The following is a 17,431-nucleotide window of genomic DNA, read 5'->3' as shown; positions in this document are numbered from 1 at the left end:
GGCTAAAGGCCTATGCGCTCCCCACTCCTGTGTGGAGCGTCGGCGGCAGGACAGCCGCCGCCGAGCCCCATGGATGGGTTCTTGCCCTCCGGGGCAAGCTTCAAGCAGTCATGCGTCTCCACACAGGAGTGGGGAGCGCATAGGCCGAAGGGTCGGCTAGAAGTTGTACGAGGCGCGAATGCCGTAGGTCCGGGGAATGGGAGCGGACACCCGCAGTTCATTCTTTATCGGACCGGGAATAAAGGTGAACAGGTCAATGCCGACGACACCCTGCAGGAACTCGTCGTGATCGAGAGCGTTCTGCACAAAGGCCTCGACGGTAATCGTTTCAGTGCGAACGCCGAGACGCAGGTTGACCTGGTCGTATGGCGCCGTCGTCGTGATATTGGAGAAGTCCGTATAACGGCTTCCCTGGTGCGCCCAGTCCATCCGGCCGTACCAGTTCCAGTCGCCGGTCAGATTGTCCTCATATTGACTTGAAAGAGTCCAGGTGATTCGCGGCGCCTGCGGCAGGCTATTGCCCTCCACGCCTTCAAAGCTGCCGTAAACATTATTGCAGTCCACACAGTTGTAGGAATTGATCTCGGTGTCATTGAGTCCGTACGTGCCGGCCAGCGTCAGATTCTCCGTTGCCTGCCACTGCGCTTCGAACTCGATTCCCCTGAGTGTCGCCTCGCCGGTGTTGAGGGTTATGTTGATCAGGTTGGCGACGCCTTCGACGACGATCGGAACGCTTTGCCCGACCTGGCCGTTGAGCCATTTGTCGTAATACACCGCCAGCGTGGTCCGGGCGCGTCCGCCAAGCCAGGTGGCCTTCCAGCCGAACTCGTAGTTGTCGAGCTTTTCTTCCTCAATGTTGATGCCCGCGTTCGGCGCAACCGCGCGCAGCGCGTCAACCACGGCCTGGCCCTCGGTAGCCAGGTCCGCATTGAAGCGGCCGGGGCGATATCCGCGGGAGAACAGCGCATAAACCATGGCGTTCTCCGCATAGTTGTAGTCCAGGGAGACACGCGGGGCGAAGCTGCTGAATGTCGTGCTGAACTCCGAGGGCACCGTGGGCGGATTGCCCGTGCGGTCACGACGCGTGTTCTGCCAGATCTTGTCCCGCTGGTAGCGGGCTTCGACACTCAAGGTCAGTTTCGCCGTGATGTCGTAGTACGCGGCGCCGAACACGGCGGGCGTTTCCGACGAGCGTTCTACGCTGGACGCAACGAAGAACGGCCCGATGACCAGTTGCCCGTACACCGTGCCGCCCGGGGAAAAAGCGTCAGTGTAATTGAAGCCCGCGGTCCAGCGCAGGCGCCTGTCCTGCGGCGAGGTAACCCGCAGCTCCTGGCTCCAGTCTCTCTGCTGGCCCTGCGCCAGCATCGTTCCGTTCGCGTCCGGCCGGATATCGGTCCGGCCAAGAACGCCTATGAAAACCGGGGCGAGCGGATTGGGCCGCGTGCGTCCGTCACGGTAGTTCAGGTCGAGGATGTTCTGGTTCTTGTCCTTGTGGACTGCCGTCAGAGACGTGAAGGCATAGCCGGACGAGTGATCGAAATCGACCCGCAGGCTGGCCTGGAACGCCTCCCGCTTCAGGCCCACTTCCGGATGGAAGCCGGGATCGAACGCCGGCCAGTTCGGGTTCGGATCGAACAGGGTCTTCTGAAGGATCGAATCGATCACCGTATCGGCGGAGAAGATCGCCGGGTCCAGTTCGCCCATGCCCGGCAACTCGCCGCAAATAATGCCTCCCGCGGCGCGGGACCTTGGGCTCAGTCCTTCGCGAAGCGGTGCGCTCAGGGGATCGCAGGATCCGTCCGGGTTGGCGCGGCCGTTGTAGGACTCCTGCTTGAGTGCGAATTGCGCGCCGTGGAAATCCTCGTCTTCAAAGTAGTTGACGAACAGCTTCGCCTTCAGGGCGGACGTGGGCGTGAACAGCACCGTTGCGGCAACGGAATTGGTGCTGCGGCCGCCGAGTCGTTCCCCCGGCACGCCGAAATTGTCGATGTACCCGCCCTGTTTCCAGTGGCGGCCGCTGACGCGGGCTGACAGCTTGTCCTTGACGATCGGGCCCTCAAGCATGATGTGCTGTTCGTTCGTTCCGAACTTGGCAAATTCGCCGGAAACCCGGCCGCCGAATTCATCGCCGGGTTCCTTCATGACGAAGTTCACGGCGCCGACGAAAGTGGACCGGCCGAAGTACGCGCTTTGCGGGCCCTTCAGGATTTCAACTCGCTCGGTATCGACAATGCTGGGCATGAAAGCGCCGACCACCGGAGCGCCGTCGATGAACAGCAGGCCGCCGGCATTGATGCCCACGTTGAAGTTCAGGTACAGGCCGCGGAACACCAGGGAGTTGGAAGACCGGTCATTGCGGGCGCCCGCCTCCCCCGCCTGGTCTGAAAAATGGAAACTCGGCGTAAATAACTGAAGGTCGACCAGCTGCGCCATATCGATGGCTTCCAGTTCCTCGGCGGAGAACGCCGTAACCGCCAGCGGCACTTCCATGAGGTTTTCCTCGACCTTTCGGGCCGTAACTACGATTTCCTCCAGAGCAAGCTCCTGGGAAATTGCCCCCGCACCCGGCAGGAATACCAATGAAATGACTGCGGTGACCACCGCAAACGGATTACGCGCCATGATTTGTCCCCTCCCTTATGGAAGATACTAGCACGCGCCATTTGCAGGCTTTTTCCTGCCAATGCAACCGGATCAGCTGCCTTGCCGTGGGTGGTCGAATCGGCCGTTGCGCAGGAAGTGCGCCGTCTGGCGCTGAGCCTCGTCGTTCCAGATGATGGTCGTGTGCGTTGCCGGCACCAGCAGGAAATCCTTCATTCCGGGCGCCTTCGTCTCGTCCACGGTGACCACACCGTCACTGGGATCGGAGGGGGCGCCCGGGATCAGCTTTCTGAGGTTGCGGGTGCCCGCAATGATGCCCAGTTCGAAATCGGGGGCGTCCAGGCGGCGCGGCACCGATTCTTCGCCGGTTCCCAGTTGCGCCAGCGCATCCGGTTCATACACCTTCCCCAGCGGGCTGTCGCCCACATAGTCGGCAAACCGGCTGCCCTGGTTGGGAGGAGCCAGCATCACCACCCGCTCAAGTCCGGCTATCGACTCCTGCGACAGGTATTGACGGACCAGTATTCCTCCCATGGAGTGGGTCACGAAGTGAATCCGCGACAGGTCCTGCGCCGAGCACCGTTCCAGGCCCTCCTCCACCGCTTCGATCGCCAGTGATTCGATCGGGTCCGACAGCGAGGGATAGGTGACGTTGGCCACGAAGTAGCCCTGCTCTTCCAGGCTCAATTCCATCGGCTTGAGGAGCAGCGCGAATCCCCCTATGCCGTGCAGCAGCACGACGCAATGGGTCGGCTCACCGGGACTGCCGGGATGCTCATCGGCATGGGCAGGCTGCGACGGCAGCACCAGGAAAGCTGCGAGCCCAAGCAGGATTGCCGGTCGCGGGACCGGGATCATGACCGGCTTGGGCGGCGCCCCGCCCCCCGCCGGGCTCGGCCGGAATCAGTCGTGGTCGTCGTGGTGAACGTGTTCGTGGTAGTGCGGGTGCTCGAAGTCGTGCGGGTGGTTGTGGCCGTCCTGGGCCCGGACCCACTCGTACAGGTTCCGCTTCTGCCGGTATAGCTGGGCCGCCGCCCGCTCCTGGTTCTCCTCGGGCGTGGTCCACGGATTGAAGTGGAAGTAATTGTGCAACTGCGAGTCCGTCCGCCCGATCGCGATACAGCCGTAGGTGCTCTGGAACGCGCCGTGGTTGATCCATGGCGGGCGCCAGAAATAGCCGCCTGTGGGCAGGTAGCCGAACTGCATCATCCAGGAAGTGCCCCAGACGTGATAGCCCTCTTCCATGCAGTCGTGGTACGAGATGTTGTCCTGCCAGAAGTTCGGTGTCATGCAATACATGAACGTGAACCCGTGGGTAAGCGGATCAAACTTGAGAACCTTCACGAAGCAGCCCGGCGCCACGGACGGCGACACGTTGGCCGGCCCCCAGACGATGTCTTCCAGCGCGTTGACGCTCACCATCTTGTGGCGCTCGGCGCGCGGATGGTCCTCGTCGGACTCCACGAAACTCGGCTCGCCGTAGTTGTAGAACATCATGCAGCGCGCGCCGTTCGGAGCGCTGATGGCGGGCATAGAAACGCCGGGCGGCAGCCACACGTAGTGGCCGGTCTCGAAGGTCTTGTCTCCAACCTGAAGACTGCCTTCCATGACATAGAGCTCCATTTCGGAGTAGCTCATGCCCGGGGGCAGGGAATAACCGGAGTCGAATTTCACGACCAGCGAGCAGGCGCCCGTGTCGCTGTCCAGGCTGAGCACCTTGTAGTGCATGCCCTTGCCGAAACCGGGCAGGGTCATGCGCCGGAAGGGAACGTCGGTTTCTACGTAGGGTTCGATATGTGGACGGCCCATCTTGATTTGCTCCCTTATCTCTAAAATACGACCTTGAACGGCCGGTCGGGACGGGTGGGAAGTTCGTCATCGGGGATCTGGCGGCGATTGTCGTAGTGAACGTTGAAGCCGCGCGTCTGGATGCGCTCGAAGAACTTTTCCACCCACACATCGCGTTCGTCGGACAGATCATCCATATCCTTGACGATTTGCTGGTAGCGCTGCTCCTGTTCGGCGCTCTCGTCGCTGATCCACTGCTTCGCCTCGGCGGATTTCTCGTATTCGATCAGATTCTTCGCCACGTGATGGCCTCCCATTGTTTTCCGGATTGCGGCGAACACTTGGCCGCGCATGCCGCCGGCACAAAAGGTCAGGGCAAATTCCCGGAACCCGCTGCCCGGCAGCAGGCGCAGAATACTGGCACAAAGGCCCCGGCAATGCAAACCTCGCTTGCCTGCTGACTGTCATGGAGCCCTACAGACGCCGGAAAGACAAGAAATCGCCGCTTGTATATAATCCCGCGCTAGCCCGCCAATAGCCTTCGGGGACGGAATGCGCGGGCTTTCGCGCGTTTGGCGCCAATTCCTTTTGAAATACAGGGGACATCTCCCTATGAAATCGATTTACAAACTCACATCCGCCGTTATCGGCTGCGCGCTTCTCGCACCGGGATTCGCCCAGGACGACCAGATGATCGAAGAGGTCATCGTGACCGCCCAGCGCCGCGCCGAAAGCGTGCAGGAAGTTCCGATCGCGGTCAGCGCGTATTCCGACGAGCAACTGCGCACGCTGCAGGTCACCGAAGGGCTGGACATGACCCGCCTGGTGCCGAACCTGATGGGCAGCAACAACACCGGACTGGGATCGGCCAATGTCTATTCGCTCCGTGCCCTGAACAACACCGAGTCCATACCCACGTTCGACCCTCCTGTGGGCAGCTACATCGACGATGTTTTCATAAGCCGGCAGAACGCCAACAACTACGCACTGTTCGATATCGACCGCATCGAGGTGCTGCGAGGTCCGCAGGGCACGCTGTTCGGGCGCAACACCACGGGCGGCGCCGTAAACGTGATCCTGAAGAAGCCGGCTGAGGAACTCGGCGGTTACGTCGAGTTGGGCTTCGGCCGGTTCAGCCAGGTGCGCTTCCGCGGCAGCGTCGATCTTCCGGTCCAGGACAACCTGCTGGTCAAGCTGTCGGCCTACGCCATCGACGATGATGGATTCGTGGAGAACCGCACCACCGACGAAGACGGCATCAACTACGAGAAGAACGTCGGCGTGCGCGCGGCCGTTCGCTGGCTTGGCGAAGTCGTGACCTGGGATGCGGCCGTTTCATACGTAGACCAGGAACACGCCAACCTGCTGAATTTCAACGATCCCGATACGGACGACCGCTTCACCCTCACGGGCTTGCGCTCCGATGCTCCGCCCGCCTGGGCCGTTCCGATTTCGGGCGCCAAGGCGGGCAAACCGTTGGGCAACTGGGTCAACTCCCTTTCGATCTACTCCAACATCGAAGCTGAAACACCCTTCGGTACGCTCAATTTCATTACCGGACAGCGGTTTCTGGACCACGATTTCACCCTGGACTTCCTGAACACTCCCATTCCCACCGGCGGCTTCACCATTGCCAACGAAGGCGAGCATGATCAGTTCACGCAGGAGATCAAGCTGACCGGCTCCACGGACAACGGAATGCTGGATTACGTGGCGGGCCTGTTCTACATCCGCGAGGAGAACGAAACGGATTTCGCCGACATCATTTTCGGATTCATCCTGAGGGACCGCGTCCTTTTCAATGACACGGACGCCCTGGCCGCCTACGTGCAGGTGGACTACAACGCCACCGAAAAGCTCACGCTTACCGGGGGCGTGCGCTGGACTGACGAGACCAAGGATGTCGGCTATTCCGCCAATCCCGGCTGGCCCACCGGATTCAATTCCTCGGACATCGCCGCCCTGGGATATCCACTGGAGCAGAACTCGAAGATCAGCACGCCAAGGCTGGCGCTCGAATACGACGTCAACGACGACCTGATGCTCTACGCATCAGCGACCCGCGGTTTCAAGTCCGGAGGCTGGAACGCCCGGGGCGCGGCCGCATCGTTCATCGAAGTGTTCGGGCCGGAAAAGGTCTGGTCGTACGAGCTCGGGATGCGCTCGGACTGGCTGGACGGACGCGTTCGCCTGAATGTCACCGCATACAGCGCGGACGTGACCGACTTTCAACTGCCCTCGGCGGTCTACGACGCTTCCGGCGTCCCCACGTTCAACACGCGCAACTACGCGTCGCTCGAAAACCAGGGCGTAGAGGTGGAACTGACGGCAGCCCTGATCGACGGATTGACCGTCTTCGTGAACCTTGGAACCCAGGACGCGGAGTACGCCGAGCTGAACCCCTCCATCGTGCGGCAGCAGGATCAATGCAACGCGGACCTGGCGGCGGGCATTGCCTACACGGCAACTCCCTTCTGCGGGGCAGGCGTGGTGAACCACTTGGGGCAGATCGCCGACCCTGTCCGGTCGCCGGAATACACGCTCACGGCGGGCGCGATTTACGACATCCCGATTGCCGACGGCTGGGAGCTCACCCCGAGCGCCTACGTCTATCAACTCGGCAAGCACAGCGTCGGCTCTAGCGGCACGCCGAACGCGCTCAATGATGGCTACTCGGTGATTACCGCGTCCGTTACGCTGCGCAACCTGGATCAGAACTGGTCGATCAGCGCGGAATGTCAGAACTGCTCGGACCGCGAACAGGGCACGTCGTTCTTCATCGGCCTCTACCTTCAGGACCCGCGCACCTGGACCGTGAACTTCCGCAAGGACTTCTGACCCGAAGCCACCTTCTCCAAGGCAGAAACGCGCGCGCCTTTGTGCGTTTTTCCACGCGGCAGGGAAAAGGGGGCTTAGCCGCCCGCTTTTTCCTTATGCCTTGGGCAGAGACCGTGCTAGATTAGGGGCATGGTCAGCGCCGCTTTCGATTCCTTGCGCGCGGCCCGCGACATTGAGCGCGCGGGCATGGAACGTCAGCACGCCGAAGCGATCGCGCTCGCCATCAGTCAGCGGGGGGAAGGGGCGGCACTGGGCGCCATCGCCGTTCTCAAAGGCGAGATTTGGAAGGCGGCCTTCACGGCCACCGGAATCGTGATTGCGACAATCGCCGTGGCCACCGGCGTGTTGCTGTCCCGGCTCGCGTAGATCGGGCGCGGGATTATTGCGGGGGAGTGCGGGTAACTCCGCTGGCGAGCATTTCGTCTATTTCCGCGCGGGAATAGCCGGCCTCGGCCAGCACCTCCACGCTGTGCTCGCCCAGTTGGGGAGGGTGGCGGCGAATGTCGGCCGGGGTGGCCGAGAAATTCACCGGGAATCCCGGCATGCGAAGCTTCCCCTCGGTCGGGTGGTCCATTTCGCTCCAGAAACCGACAGCCCGAAGGTGTTCGTCGTTCTGCAGGTCGTCGAGAGAATTCACCGCGTTGACTGGCACGCTGCTGCCTTCGAACAATTCCATCCATTCGGCCGTGGTTCGAGTGGCCAGAATCCGGCCCGTTTCCTCGTAGGTGTCGTCGATATTCCGCACCCGGTCCGACAGCGTGCGGAAGCGCTCGTCCTCGATCAGTTCGGGGCGCCCGGCCCGGGTGCAGAAGAGTTCCCAGTGCCGGTCCAGGTACGGCAGCACGGCAATGTATCCGTCCTGCGTCCTGTACGGCTTGCGGTGCTTGCTCATCAGCCGCTTGTAGCCGGCCGTGGACAGCGGCGGATCGAACACCTGGCCCCACAGGTGCTCGGCCATGACGAATGACACCATGGTTTCGAACATCGGCACTTCCAGCTCCTGCCCCTCGCCGGTCCGTTCGCGGTGAAACAGCGCAGCCAGAACGCCGTAGACCACCGTGATCGCCGTGGTCTTGTCCGCGACCACGCTGGGTGCGTAGCGCGGTTCGCCCTGCACCATCGCGTGCAGCATGGCAAAGCCGCTGACCGACTGGATCGAGTCGTCCAGCGCGCCCCGCTGGGCATAGGGCCCTTCCTTGCCGTAGCCGTAGGTCCCGCAGTAGATGATCCGCGGGTTGACCGCCCGGAGGTCGTCGTATTCGAGGCCCAGGCGCGTCATTACGCCGGGACGGTTGTTGTGAACCAGCACGTCCGCGTCGCGCGCCAGGCGCAGCACCGCTTCCCTTCCGGCAGGTTTCTTGAGGTCCAGAACCAGGCCGCGCTTGTTGCGGTTGCAGGTCAGGTAGAGCGCGGCCATCCCCGGGTTGTGCGAAGCGCCCAGGGTACGGTTGGAGTCTCCGTAGGGCGGCTCCACCTTGATGACGTCGGCGCCCATGTCGGCCAGCAACTGGCAGGCCCAGGGACCGAGGACGACGCTGGTGAGTTCCAGCACGCGAATCCCGTCCAGAGGTCCGGCTGTCATCTGTTGCGTCTCGTTATTGGGCGTAAGGTCGCAGGCACGGCGCGAGATTGTATTCGCTTTGCATTTTCCTGCCGAATCCGCAACAATCGGACGTTACCACTCTGGGGGGAAAGCCATGACACAACCGATCACCCACGCCCTGGCCCTGGACCGGAATCGCGACACGCGGGCACGGGAGAGGTTTGTTTCCGGACTTCGCGGTTTCGTACTGAACGATCTCGCCGCAACCATGCGCACGGACTTCGAGTCCGCCGTTGCCACAAACCTGGAGAAGGAGTCCGGCGACAAGAACCTGGACGGCGCCGACGTGCATCGCGCGATACGTGGCCGGGAGATTTTCAAGGCGTATTCCTCCGCCCGATGCACCGCTCAGCAAATGGTCTGGGACGTGGTGATGGACAGCATCGAGAAACAGCGCGAGCAACTCAACGACACGGGCAAGAGCCTTGCGGACAAGACCAATGCCGGCGGCACCCTGGAGCTGGATCCGAACCTGGAGATTCCGCGCTACGTGGAAGCCGTGGACGTTCACCTGATGCCCGGTTGCTACTACAAGGAGTACGGGGGAGAAGACCTCGCGGCGGGCGCCCTTTACGACCAGGGGCTGAACGTGTTCGCGTTCGGCGCCATGGGCAAGGAACTGAACGATATCGGCTGGTCGATGGCCAATTTCTACAAGAACCGCTTCGCCGGCCGCCAGACCCGGCGGATCCTCGATGCGGGCTGCACCATCGGCCATAACACCCTGCCCTGGAAGCAGGTCTTTCCGGATGCCGAGGTGCATGGGATCGACGTGGCGGCGCCCTGCCTGCGCTATGCCCACGCGCGCGCGGAGGCGATGGGCGTCAAGGCGCATTTCCACCAGCAGAGCGCCGAGGACATCCGCTTTCCCGACAACTCGATGGACGTGGTGTTCAGTTCCATGTTCCTGCACGAATTGCCGAACAAGGCGATCCGGCAATACATTACCGAAGCTCATCGCGTGCTGCGCCCGGGCGGCGTGTTGCTCAACATGGAGCTGCCGCCCAACGACCGCATGGCAGCCTACGACCAGTTCTACCTGGACTGGGACAGCTATTACAACAACGAGCCGTTCTACAAGGACTTCCGGGACCAGAATCCGAAAGAACTGACGGTCGCCGCCGGTTTCCCCTCGGACGGGTACTTCGAAGGGGTAATGCCGCGCTACACCTATACCGACGAGGAAGATTTCATCGCGATGGCCCTGGCCGATCCGGAGTTCGGCGAGGACACGGGCCGGCTCTCCGACGTGATCTTCTGGTACGGCTTCGGTTCGGTTAAGCAGGCCTGAGCGTGGACGCCGCCGGCGAACGGCTGAGCCGCCGAATCAAGGGCGGGCGCAAGTACTTTTTTCAGGACCCCGCTACCGACGCGCTGCTCGCCAGCCTACTCAAGCTGATGGCCGAGCACTGGGTCGTGCGCGAGCGGCTGATGAGCCTGGAGACGCTGATTCGGGGCAAAGGCCTGCTGACCCGCGAGGAAATCGAGGAGTTCGAGCCGGATGCGGAGCAGGCCGGCGCCTGGGCAACGGCCAACGCCGAGATGATCCGCAAGGTGCTGGCGCCGTTTGAGGAGCTGGGCGAGGAGAAGTCGCAATGATGCTGGAACACAAGATACTGGTCTTCTTTCATATCTCGCTGTGGGTGTTCTGGCTGGGCACCGATCTGGGCGTGTTCCTGGCGGCCAAGATGTCGGAGAACTCGTCGCTCAGCATGGAGACTCGGTCCAGCGTCCTCAAGCTGGGCCTGGTGCTCGACCGCCTGCCGCGCACCTGCAACGCGCTGATATTCCCCAGCGGCCTTCAGTTGATCCACGGCATCGGTTTACTGGACGTTCCCGTATGGGTGCTCACGATAGTCTGGCTGGTCGGGCTGGTCTGGGTGCTGATCATGTGGCGCGGCTTTCTCAACCCGGGAACGGCTGCCGAAAAACTCTTCGAGAAAACCAATATGCCGTTCAGCCTGCTGTTGTGCGTCGGCGCGCTTGTATTCGCGGTCGCCACTATGACTGTCGAGGCAGTTGCCGCCCCCGCCTGGCTGACCGTCAAACTGGTCGCGGTGGGCCTGATCGGTTTCGCCGTGGTGCCCCTGGACCGCGGCTTTGCCCCGGCGACGGTCACTTTCGCGACCATAGCGCAGTCGGGCTCGACGCCGGAGCTGGAACAGCAATACCATACGCAGTTGCAACCCGTTTACGGATGGGTATTGTTTATCTACGCCATGACGATCGTGGCCGCGTTCTCGGGCACGGTGTTCGGCCCGTAATCAGTGAACTACATACGACCAATACTCCAAGGAGAGATGAGATGATTCGCCTACACGGTCCGCAGCAATCGCGCGCTGCGCGCTGCTTGTGGATGCTTGAGGAGCTGGCAATACCGTACGAGCATGTGCCGCTCGACGGCCAGTCGCGCGAGGAACGCAGGAAATCGCTCGGCAAGATCACCCTCACGGGCAAGGCGCCCGCGCTGGAGGACGGCTCGCTCAAGCTGTTCGAATCCACCGCCATCAACCTGTACCTGGCCGCCAAGTACGACGACCGCGAATTGTGGCCCGCCACCCAGGCGCAACGGGCCCATGTGCTTCAGTGGTCTTTCTTTGCGATGACCGAACTGGAGCCGCCCATCGTTACGCTCTTCATGCAGAAATTCGTGCACACCGGCGACGACCACAGCGAGGCGGCGGTCAAGGGAGCGGAACAGGCGCTGGCGGAACCGCTGGACGTGCTCGAGAAGCAATTGGCCAAACGCTCCCATCTGATGGGCGAGCAATTCACGGCGGCGGACCTGATCTGCGTTTCGGTGCTGGACATGCTGGTGATGCTGCAATTCAGTCTCGAGGCGTGGCCGAAGGTGGACAAGTGGGTGTCGGCGTGCAGGGACCGGCCGGCCTACCAACGCTCCCGGGGCGCGCCCTAGCCGTTCGTGGCGGAAGCCGCGGTGCATTCGACCGGCGAGGACACGGACAAGCCGGACTCCGTTGTCCTGACGCGGCGCGAAGGCGCCGTGTGCACGGTGCTGATGCACCTGCCGGACGCCCTCAACAGCTTTACTCCCGAGTTGCGGGCCGGGTTGGCCGCGGCGCTGGAGGAAGCGGCGCGGGATCGCTCCGTGCGGGCCATCGTCCTGGGCGGCAGCGGCAGGTTCTTCAGTGCCGGCGCGAACCTGAAGCGGGGCACGGTCGGCGCCGGGTCGATTCGCTACATACTCATCAATGAATACAAACCCATTTTCGACGCGATCGTGCAGGCGCCGCAGCCCGTGATCGCCGCAGTGCAGGGAGGCGCCGCGGGCATCGGAATGTCGCTGGCGATGGCCTGCGACCTGGTGGTGATGGAAGAGAAAGCGTTCCTGCTTTCCCCGTTCACCAACATCGGCCTGATCCCCGACGGCGGCTCCACCTGGACGCTTGTTCAGGCCATCGGTCACCGGGCGGCCTTCGAGTTCGCCGCCGGCGGCGATCGAATGCCGGCGGCGCGCGCCAGGGAACTGAATCTCGCAAACCGTCTGGCGCCGCCCGGCGAGGCCCTTGCGGCAGCCGAAAGCTGGGCCGCGGAACTGGCGAAGAAGGCCCCGCTGGCGCTGGCGGCAACCAAGCGCCTGATGCGCAAGGCGGCCGCGCATTCCTACGAGGAGCTATTCCTGGCGGAGGCCGAAGCGCAGGAGAAGTGCGGCAACTCCGCCGACGCCGCGGAAGGCGTGGCCGCTTTCCTGGAGAAACGACCGCCCAGCTTCACCGGCGAATAACGTGCCGCGCAGGCTTCTCACCGACGACGAGTGGGAGCAATTCTGGCGCCACGGCAGCGTAACCACCTTCGAACGCAGCGGCAATCCGAATTACGACGGCGAGATCCGGGAGTTCTGGGAACGCCAGTTCGCGACGCTGCGCGAAGGCGCCCGGATTGTCGATCTCGCCACCGGAAACGGCGCCGTGGCTCTCCTGGCAGCGGAATACTCCGCAACGCACGACAGGCAGTTCCGTGTCGATGCGCTGGACAGGGCCGGCATTCGGCCCGAGAAGGACCTCAAGGAGGCCAAGGCGGCGCGGGAGTGGCTTAAAAGCGTCCGGTTTCGTGGCGGAGCGCCCAACGAAAGCACCGGTCTGGAAAGCGGGTGCGCCGACCTGGTGACTTCGCAGTACGGCTTCGAGTACGGCGACCCCTCGGCCAGCGCGCGGGAAGCAATGCGGATTCTCAAACCCGGCGGGCGCATTGCGCTCATCACCCACCACGCCAATTCGGTGGTGGTCAGGGAGGCCCGAGAAGGACTGGAACAGCATCGCCTGTGCCTCAGGCGGGAGCAATTGCTGACCCGGGCGCGCCGGGTCGTCGACGCGATGGCATCGGCGGAATCGGACTTCGAGAAGCGGATGCTCAAGCATGACACCAGAACGGAAAACCTGCGCCGCAAGCTGAACGCGGCAGTCGCGCGCGTCCAGCAGCAGGCGGGGCAATTCAGCGATCCGGGCAACGGAATCGGATTTGTCCTGAACGGGCTGCAAAGCGTGTTTGCTCCGGGGCTTCAAGCGGCCGAGAGGCGTGCGACGATCCGGCGGCTGCGCAAGGCGAGCGACGCCTATTGCCTGCGCATGGAGGACCTCCTGGCGGCGACGCCCGACGCCGGCGAGTTCGACCGTCTTCTGGACCACCTGCGTTCGGCGGGGCTGCTTGTCGACGGCTGGTTCCCGCTGGTTTACCGGGGAGAGGCGCTGATGGGCTGGGCATTGGCCGGCCGCAAGCCGCGTGCGGAAGAAGCGGCCGCAATGGAGTAGGATTGCGCGACTTTCCTCAAGGAGTTATTCAGGTGGACATAAAGGGCAAGACGATAGTGATTACCGGAGCCGCGCGCGGGCTGGGAGCGGCCATGGCGCGCCGGCTGGCGGCGCAGGGCGCGAACCTGGCCCTGTGCGATCTGAAGCGGGACAGCCTGAACGATACGGCTGCCGATTGCCGCGCGGCGGGCGCGGAAGTGCGGCGTTACGCCGCCAACGTGTCCGTCGAAAGCGACGTGGAGGCGTTCATGGACGCCGTGGCCTCGGACTGCGGCGCGCTCGACGTGCTGATCAACAACGCCGGCATTACCCGCGACAGCCTGCTGATGAAGTACAAGGACGGCGAACTGCTGGGCAGGATGTCGCTTGAAGACTGGCAGGCTGTTCTCGACGTGAACCTGACCGGCACCTTCCTTTGCGCCCGCGAAGCCGCCGTGCACATGGCGCGCTTTGGCGCCGGCGGCGTAATCATCAACATCTCCAGCCTTTCGCGGGCCGGCAACTTCGGCCAGTCGAACTACTCCGCCACCAAGGCCGGCGTCGCCGCGTTGACCGTCCTCTGGGCGCGCGAGCTGGCGCGCCACGGCATCCGCACCGCCGCGATAGCGCCCGGCCTGATCAACACCGAGATGGTGGCGGCGATGAAGCCCGAGGCCCGCGACCGCCTGGCCGCAATGGTGCCGGCGAAACGCCTCGGCGAACCGGACGAAGTCGCCCAGACCGCGCAGTTCATCCTGGAGAACGACTACATCTCGGGACGCGTGATCGACCTGGACGGGGGGCTGCGCTGGTAACGCGGGACGCGATGCGCGTAATCACCCTTAACGCCAACGGCATCCGCGCGGCCGCGCGCAAGGGTTTCTACCACTGGCTGCGACGGCAGAAGGCCGACTTCGTTTGCCTGCAGGAGCTCAAGGCGCAGGAGGACCAGCTTCAGGGCCGCGAGTTCTGGCCGCGCAACTGGCACTGCTTTTACGAGTGCGCCGAGAAAAAAGGGTATTCGGGCGTGGGTTTGTATTCGCGACAGGAACCGGACGAAGTGCTGCGCGGCTACGGTTCGGCGGAATTCGACGCCGAGGGCCGCTACCTTGAGGCCCGTTTCGGTCGCTTGAGCGTAGTGTCGCTGTACCTGCCTTCGGGGTCATCGTCGGAAGCACGCCAGGAAGCCAAGTGGCGGTTTCTCGACGAGTTCACGCCGCTGCTCGAGGCGGCGCGCGACAGCGGGCGGCAATACCTGCTTTGCGGCGATTTCAACATCGCGCACCGCGAGATCGACCTCAAGAACTGGCGCGGCAACCGGAAGAACTCGGGTTTCCTGCCCGAGGAGCGCGCCTGGATGGACCTGTTGTTCGGCGAACTCGGATTCGTGGACTGCTTCCGGCGGATCAACCCCGAGCCGGACCAGTACACCTGGTGGTCCAACCGGGGGCAGGCCTGGGCCAAGAACGTGGGCTGGCGCATCGACTACCACGTGGCCACGCCGGACCTGGCCGGGCGGGCCACCTCCACCTCGATCTACAAGCGCAAGCGTTTCTCCGACCACGCGCCGCTGATCCTCGACTATGCCGACTGAAAACGCGCAGTCACGAACGTACGCAAGCAGCGTGTTAGTGTCCCTGCGTCGATGAGCATACGCGTAGAGAAATACGGTGGCTTTGGCGCCTTCCTGCACCCTCGGGTGCTGGCGATGCTGTTCCTAGGCTTCTCGTCCGGACTTCCGTACCTGCTTGTTTTCAGCACATTGACGGCCTGGCTGGCTGATGTAGGCGTGCATCGCGGAACCATCGGCATGTTTGCCTTGGTCAGTCTTACCTTTTCATTGAAGTTTCTCTGGGCCCCGCTGGTAGATGGCTTCCGATTACCAGTTCTTCACAGACTGCTCGGGCGGCGACGCTCGTGGATGCTGCTGGCGCAACTGGGAACCATTGCGGGATTGGTGCTGCTGTCGACAACCAATCCACTGGAAAACGTAATTCCCGTAGCCCTGTTCGCACTATTGGCCTCATTTTCGTCGGCCACCCAAGACATTGCTATCGATGCCTGGCGGATCGAGGCGGTCAGGGTGGAGCGTCAGGCGGCCATGGCCGCCGGATATCAATACGGTTACCGGATAGCCATACTGGTATCCGGCGCCGGCGCGCTTTTCCTCGCCGATCAATACGACTGGGGGCTAACGTACCTCTTGATGGCCGTGTTTATGGTCGTCGGAATCGCGGCCGTACTTTCGATCGGGGAGCCGGAGCACGACGAATCGGCGCCGGCGAGGAGGAGCTTCTGGGAATGGACCAACTCCCATATCGTGCAGCCGTTCGCCGACATTTTTCGTCGATACGGACTATACGCACTGGCGATACTGGCCTTTGTCGCACTTTTCCGAATAAGCGACTATCTGATGGGCATCATGTCCATGCCCTTCTATCTGGACATGGGCTATACCAAGAGCGAAATCGCAGCGGTTGCGAAACTCTATGGAACGGTGGCGACGCTCGCGGGTGTCCTGGTCGGCGGCCTGGTGGTAAGTCGGTTCGGACTGCGTGGGCCGCTGATCGCATCGGCGATCCTGCTCCCGCTCACCAATCTTGCCTTCGCAGCCCTGGCCCTGGCCGGGGAAACGGATCTTTGGTTACTGGCGGGCGTTATCACTGGCGACAACTTCACTGTAGGTCTGTCCGGAACCGCGTTTATCGCTTTCCTGTCCAGTTTGACTTCCCGACAACATACCGCCACGCAGTACGCTCTGCTGAGTTCTCTTATGGCATTGCCCGGTAAGATCCTATCCAGCCAGGCCGGATTTGTCTCGCTGGATATAGGCTGGGTCAACTTCTACGTGCTCGTGTGCCTGGCCGGCATCCCCGCCATCCTGCTGGCGATCTACGTGACCCGCCTCAAGTTCTTCCAGTCCTCCGAGGCGATCGGGTCGAATTAGCGCTCCCGCCGCACGCGGTAGGCGGTTTCCCAGATTTCATGGCCGAGGGCGCTGCCGCGCGTCTCGAACCGCGTGGTGTAGCGGGACGGCGGGCGGCTCAAGCGCTCGAAGGCGGCGTTGCCGCTCATGACGGTTTCGATGTGCTCGGCGTACGGCGCCCAGTCGGTCGCCACGTGGAAAACGCCCCGCGGCTCAAGGACGCGCTCGATCAGCCGCACGAATTCGGGCTGCACCAACCGGCGCTTGTGGTGCCGTTTGCGCGGCCAGGGGTCCGGAAAGTACAGGCAAACCATCGCGAGCGAGGCAGGTGGCATCCGCTGCCCGAGCACTTCCACGGCATCGCCCTGGATCAGGCGAAGGTTTTGTACCCCCGCTTTCTCCGCCAGCAGCATGCAGCGGCCGAGGCCGGGCAAGTGGACTTCGATGCCGAGGAAATTCACATCCGGCGATTCCTGCGCCGAGCGAACCAGCGTTTCGCCGTTGCCGAATCCGATCTCCAGGACCGTCGGCGCACTGCGGCCGAACACTTGCTCGAACGAGATCGGGTCCGTTGATTCCTCCAGGCCGTAGACCGGCCAGAGTTCCTCAAGCGCCCGCTTTTGCGCCCGGGTAATACGCCCCGAACGGCGCACGAAACTGCGCGGCGGCGCCCGTTGCCCGGTCTGCGAATTCAAGCGATCCATACCCTCGCGGTGGCTGCGCGCCCGCCACTTGGCGGCAGTTGGAATCTAGCATAGACTTTGCCGCGGCGCGGGCGTAGTTCAAAGGCAGAACCTCAGCTTCCCAAGCTGATGATGTGGGTTCGATTCCCATCGTCCGCTCCAGTTCCTGCGAGCGCATCGAACCCCCTCTCGCATTCTTCGTTTCGGCTGCGTTCCGGTATGAGTCGCGCTGGGAAGAAAT

The 17,431-nt window shown here is 62.9% G+C and carries 16 protein-coding genes and 1 tRNA gene; 11 read left to right on the top strand and 6 right to left on the bottom strand.

What is annotated here, in order from left to right:
* Positions 1 to 156: 156 nt before the first annotated feature.
* The 4 genes from F4Y72_06095 to F4Y72_06080 form a co-directional block, all read right to left on the bottom strand.
* Positions 157 to 2,625 (bottom strand): TonB-dependent receptor plug domain-containing protein, encoded by a 2,469-nt coding sequence (locus F4Y72_06095; protein MXZ27858.1) that lies wholly within the window; start codon positions 2,623 to 2,625, stop codon positions 157 to 159.
* A gap of 72 nt (positions 2,626 to 2,697) precedes the next feature.
* Positions 2,698 to 3,462, bottom strand: a complete 765-nt coding sequence (locus F4Y72_06090) for an alpha/beta fold hydrolase (protein ID MXZ27857.1) — start codon at positions 3,460 to 3,462, stop codon at positions 2,698 to 2,700.
* A 45-nt stretch (positions 3,463 to 3,507) separates the two neighbouring features.
* Positions 3,508 to 4,413, bottom strand: a complete 906-nt coding sequence (locus tag F4Y72_06085; GenBank protein MXZ27856.1) for a DUF4437 domain-containing protein — start codon at positions 4,411 to 4,413, stop codon at positions 3,508 to 3,510.
* 20 nt (positions 4,414 to 4,433) lie between these two features.
* Complete coding sequence (locus tag F4Y72_06080; GenBank protein ID MXZ27855.1) at positions 4,434 to 4,694, bottom strand: hypothetical protein; 261 nt, start codon at positions 4,692 to 4,694, stop codon at positions 4,434 to 4,436.
* 250 nt (positions 4,695 to 4,944) lie between these two features.
* On the opposite strand from F4Y72_06080, the gene F4Y72_06075 reads away from it, so the two are divergent.
* Together F4Y72_06075 and F4Y72_06070 are read left to right on the top strand one after the other, a co-directional pair.
* Complete coding sequence (locus F4Y72_06075; GenBank protein ID MXZ27854.1) at positions 4,945 to 7,230, top strand: TonB-dependent receptor plug domain-containing protein; 2,286 nt, start codon at positions 4,945 to 4,947, stop codon at positions 7,228 to 7,230.
* Positions 7,231 to 7,359: 129 nt separating this feature from the next.
* The gene (locus tag F4Y72_06070) at positions 7,360 to 7,596 is read left to right on the top strand and encodes a hypothetical protein (protein ID MXZ27853.1); all 237 of its coding nucleotides are present in this window, start codon (positions 7,360 to 7,362) and stop codon (positions 7,594 to 7,596) included.
* A 13-nt stretch (positions 7,597 to 7,609) separates the two neighbouring features.
* Here the strand turns inward: F4Y72_06070 and F4Y72_06065 are convergent, their stop codons facing one another.
* Complete coding sequence (locus F4Y72_06065) at positions 7,610 to 8,812, bottom strand: CoA transferase (GenBank protein ID MXZ27852.1); 1,203 nt, start codon at positions 8,810 to 8,812, stop codon at positions 7,610 to 7,612.
* On the opposite strand from F4Y72_06065, the gene F4Y72_06060 reads away from it, so the two are divergent.
* From F4Y72_06060 to F4Y72_06025, 8 genes are all read left to right on the top strand, one after another.
* Positions 8,709 to 10,124 carry a class I SAM-dependent methyltransferase gene (locus F4Y72_06060; GenBank protein ID MXZ27851.1) on the top strand — a complete coding sequence of 472 codons (1,416 nt, stop codon included), beginning with the start codon at positions 8,709 to 8,711 and terminating at the stop codon, positions 10,122 to 10,124. The two genes, F4Y72_06065 and F4Y72_06060, sit on opposite strands and share 104 nt — an antisense overlap.
* Before the next feature lie 2 nt (positions 10,125 to 10,126).
* Positions 10,127 to 10,432, top strand: a complete 306-nt coding sequence (locus tag F4Y72_06055; protein ID MXZ27850.1) for a hypothetical protein — start codon at positions 10,127 to 10,129, stop codon at positions 10,430 to 10,432.
* Between the two features lie 241 nt (positions 10,433 to 10,673).
* Positions 10,674 to 11,750, top strand: a complete 1,077-nt coding sequence (locus F4Y72_06050; GenBank protein MXZ27849.1) for a glutathione S-transferase family protein — start codon at positions 10,674 to 10,676, stop codon at positions 11,748 to 11,750.
* Positions 11,751 to 11,756: 6 nt separating this feature from the next.
* Positions 11,757 to 12,578 (top strand): hypothetical protein, encoded by an 822-nt coding sequence (locus tag F4Y72_06045; GenBank protein ID MXZ27848.1) that lies wholly within the window; start codon positions 11,757 to 11,759, stop codon positions 12,576 to 12,578.
* Positions 12,454 to 13,602, top strand: coding sequence for a class I SAM-dependent methyltransferase (locus F4Y72_06040; GenBank protein ID MXZ27847.1), 1,149 nt, complete (start codon positions 12,454 to 12,456; stop codon positions 13,600 to 13,602). The genes F4Y72_06045 and F4Y72_06040 overlap by 125 nt, the downstream gene beginning before the upstream one ends.
* A 32-nt stretch (positions 13,603 to 13,634) precedes the next feature.
* The gene (locus tag F4Y72_06035; protein ID MXZ27846.1) at positions 13,635 to 14,396 is read left to right on the top strand and encodes an SDR family oxidoreductase; all 762 of its coding nucleotides are present in this window, start codon (positions 13,635 to 13,637) and stop codon (positions 14,394 to 14,396) included.
* An 11-nt stretch (positions 14,397 to 14,407) separates the two neighbouring features.
* On the top strand, positions 14,408 to 15,175 hold the full coding sequence (xth, locus tag F4Y72_06030; protein MXZ27845.1) for an exodeoxyribonuclease III: 768 nt from the start codon (positions 14,408 to 14,410) through the stop codon (positions 15,173 to 15,175).
* A 114-nt stretch (positions 15,176 to 15,289) separates the two neighbouring features.
* Positions 15,290 to 16,528 (top strand): AmpG family muropeptide MFS transporter, encoded by a 1,239-nt coding sequence (locus F4Y72_06025; protein ID MXZ27844.1) that lies wholly within the window; start codon positions 15,290 to 15,292, stop codon positions 16,526 to 16,528.
* On the opposite strand, the gene trmB is transcribed toward F4Y72_06025, so the two are convergent.
* The gene (trmB, locus tag F4Y72_06020; GenBank protein MXZ27843.1) at positions 16,525 to 17,211 is read right to left on the bottom strand and encodes a tRNA (guanosine(46)-N7)-methyltransferase TrmB; all 687 of its coding nucleotides are present in this window, start codon (positions 17,209 to 17,211) and stop codon (positions 16,525 to 16,527) included. The two genes, F4Y72_06025 and trmB, sit on opposite strands and share 4 nt — an antisense overlap.
* Positions 17,212 to 17,278: 67 nt before the next feature.
* On the opposite strand from trmB, the gene F4Y72_06015 reads away from it, so the two are divergent.
* A tRNA-Gly gene (locus tag F4Y72_06015) sits at positions 17,279 to 17,352 on the top strand.
* The last annotated feature ends 79 nt before the right edge of the window (positions 17,353 to 17,431 follow it).

It is taken from the genome of Gammaproteobacteria bacterium (assembly GCA_009838035.1).
Taxonomy (GTDB): Bacteria; Pseudomonadota; Gammaproteobacteria; order Steroidobacterales; family Foliamicaceae; genus Foliamicus.
Note: the sequence above shows the minus strand (reverse complement) of the source record. Positions and strands in the feature narration are given on the sequence as shown.

Coding starts and splice junctions, on each gene's coding strand:
- F4Y72_06095 (MXZ27858.1), bottom strand. CDS start 2,625: ATGGCGCGTAATCCGTTTGCGGTGGTCACCGCAGTCATTTCATTGGTA.
- F4Y72_06090 (MXZ27857.1), bottom strand. CDS start 3,462: ATGATCCCGGTCCCGCGACCGGCAATCCTGCTTGGGCTCGCAGCTTTC.
- F4Y72_06085 (MXZ27856.1), bottom strand. CDS start 4,413: ATGGGCCGTCCACATATCGAACCCTACGTAGAAACCGACGTTCCCTTC.
- F4Y72_06075 (MXZ27854.1), top strand. CDS start 4,945: ATGCGCGGGCTTTCGCGCGTTTGGCGCCAATTCCTTTTGAAATACAGG.
- F4Y72_06070 (MXZ27853.1), top strand. CDS start 7,360: ATGGTCAGCGCCGCTTTCGATTCCTTGCGCGCGGCCCGCGACATTGAG.
- F4Y72_06060 (MXZ27851.1), top strand. CDS start 8,709: ATGACGTCGGCGCCCATGTCGGCCAGCAACTGGCAGGCCCAGGGACCG.
- F4Y72_06065 (MXZ27852.1), bottom strand. CDS start 8,812: ATGACAGCCGGACCTCTGGACGGGATTCGCGTGCTGGAACTCACCAGC.
- F4Y72_06050 (MXZ27849.1), top strand. CDS start 10,674: ATGGGTGCTCACGATAGTCTGGCTGGTCGGGCTGGTCTGGGTGCTGAT.
- xth (MXZ27845.1), top strand. CDS start 14,408: ATGCGCGTAATCACCCTTAACGCCAACGGCATCCGCGCGGCCGCGCGC.
- F4Y72_06025 (MXZ27844.1), top strand. CDS start 15,290: ATGCTGTTCCTAGGCTTCTCGTCCGGACTTCCGTACCTGCTTGTTTTC.
- trmB (MXZ27843.1), bottom strand. CDS start 17,211: ATGGATCGCTTGAATTCGCAGACCGGGCAACGGGCGCCGCCGCGCAGT.